Origin of the sequence: Planomonospora antibiotica (assembly GCF_014647955.1) — a bacterium.
GTDB classification, from domain to species: domain Bacteria; phylum Actinomycetota; class Actinomycetes; order Streptosporangiales; family Streptosporangiaceae; genus Planomonospora; species Planomonospora parontospora.
Map to the genome: position 1 here is coordinate 1 of NZ_BMQE01000126.1, position 1,850 is coordinate 1,850.

Genomic DNA, 1,850 nt, shown 5'->3' on the forward strand with positions numbered 1-1,850 from the left:
CGTGCCGTCTGCTGGCGGGACGGCGTGTATCTAGGGGCTGGGGTTCGGCCTGGTCAGCGGCTGGGCGGGGTGAGCTGGTAGATCCTGGGCGGGGCGTCGATTTTGAGAGCGTGGAGCAGGTCGCGTTGGGATTTGGTGATCTCGGTGCGTTGCTGGAAGGTGCCCGCGGGGCCGGTGAAGGTGCCCAGGGTGATCCGGTCGAGCTCGCGGCGCAGGGTGGGCCAGGTCTGCCCGGTGGAGGTCTCGGCGATCCGGGCCAGCAGCAGCGCCAGCCAGCAGAGCAGGACGTGCGCGCGGATGCGCTGCTCCTTGCGGTGGAAGACCGGCCGCAGGTCGATGATCTGCTTCATGTCACGCCAGCCTCGCTCAACCTCGAGGAGTTGCTTGTAGCCGAGCGCGATGTCCTCAGGAGTCATCTTCGGGTCCGAGGTGCGCAGCAGGTACTTCCCGTCGAGGTTCTCCTCAGCCTTGATCCTCGCGGCGTCGATGCGCAGCAGCCCGCCGGGCGTGGTCCGCAGGTACCGGTTCAGGCCGGGCTTGGTGGAGATCACCCCGCGCAGCTCCGCACGTTTGGTCGCGTTCAGCTGGTCGGTGCCCTCGATCAAGGTCGTGAGCCGGGCGAGCAGTCGTTCCCGGACCTTCTCGTCGCGCTGCGCGGCCTCGGGGTTGAAGCAGATGATGAACCGCTCGTCCTCGCGGATCCGGACCTCCTTGACCCGCAGGTTGTCGCGGATCTCCTGGTAGCGGCCCTGGCGGGCGAGTGCGTCGGTGGCCTCGGCCGATCCGGAGCGGAGCTTCTCTCCGATGATGTAGTGGTGGTCGCCCTTGCGCAGGTGCAGCCGGTTGCGCTCGGAGGCGAAGCCGCGGTCGGCGACCCACACGATCCGCGACAACGTCCAGTCCCGCATATCGTCCTTGACCTGCCGGATCAGCGCGGAGTCGCCGGTCGCGCCGGGCCAGGACCACACCCGGACGGGGATGCCGGTGCGGGTGACGGCCATCCCGATCACGACCTGCGGCAGGTCATCGCGGTGGTCCTTGGACTTGCCGAACGACCGGAACCCCTTGCGCTTGTGATCGTCGGTGGCGTCCTGCTCGGGCACGACCTGGCCGAACGCGTCGCGAGGCACGGCTTCGTCGGCGTCTTCGGTCTCGAAGTAGGTCGAGGTGGTGTCGAAGAACAGCAGATCGACCTCGAGGTTGAGGAGGTTGGCGACCTGGTGGAACACCTCTTCCTCGAGCTTGGCGGAGATCTCGATCAGCCAGTCCATCGCCCGGTAGCAGGCATCGTCGCTGGTCGCGGGCAGGCCGTCGATCGCCACGTCCTCGTTCACCCAGCGGGCCGCCGCGAGCTTGGAGCAGGGGGCCAGGGCCCGGTTGGCGACCAGCGCGAACAGCACCCGCTCCGCGGCCGGGTCGAGCCGGCGGCCCTTGAGCAGCCGTTTCATCACCTTGCCGATCTCCAGCTGCCGCCAGAGGGCATCGAGCACCCAGGTGCCGCCCAGAGGTCGGGACTCGGTGAACGCCGGCCCGTCGGTCGCCGCCGACAAGGCGGCGTCGGGATCGAGGAACCGGGTGAGCGAGGCGATCAGGCGCTGCAAGGCTTCCCGGTTCGCGGCATCCTCGCGGCCGAAGTTGTAGACGACCTGCACCTTCGACCGCTTCAGCACCGGATCCCACACGTTGTGCGCGAGTTGCAGGTATCGGACTTCCGTCCCGTCCTTGTTCCGGCGAGGTGTCGACCGCAGGTACATGGACTAGACGATAACGCCATAACCCTTGGTGGGACTAGGAAACGGCGAACATTCGTGTATCTAGGCCGAATCGAGAACCCGACCAGTCCCCGCCCC

Annotated in this window: 1 protein-coding gene; it reads right to left on the reverse strand. The window is 67.6% G+C overall.

What is annotated here, in order from left to right:
- Nucleotides 1-53: 53 nt before the first annotated feature.
- Entirely contained in the window at nt 54-1,754 is a 1,701-nt protein-coding gene (locus tag IEZ06_RS35690) for an IS1634 family transposase (protein ID WP_189241087.1), read from the reverse strand.
- Nucleotides 1,755-1,850: the final 96 nt, after the last annotated feature.

Excerpts from the sequence above, each read along its gene's own strand:
- IEZ06_RS35690 (WP_189241087.1), bottom strand. The coding sequence starts at position 1,754 with ATGTACCTGCGGTCGACACCTCGCCGGAACAAGGACGGGACGGAAGTC.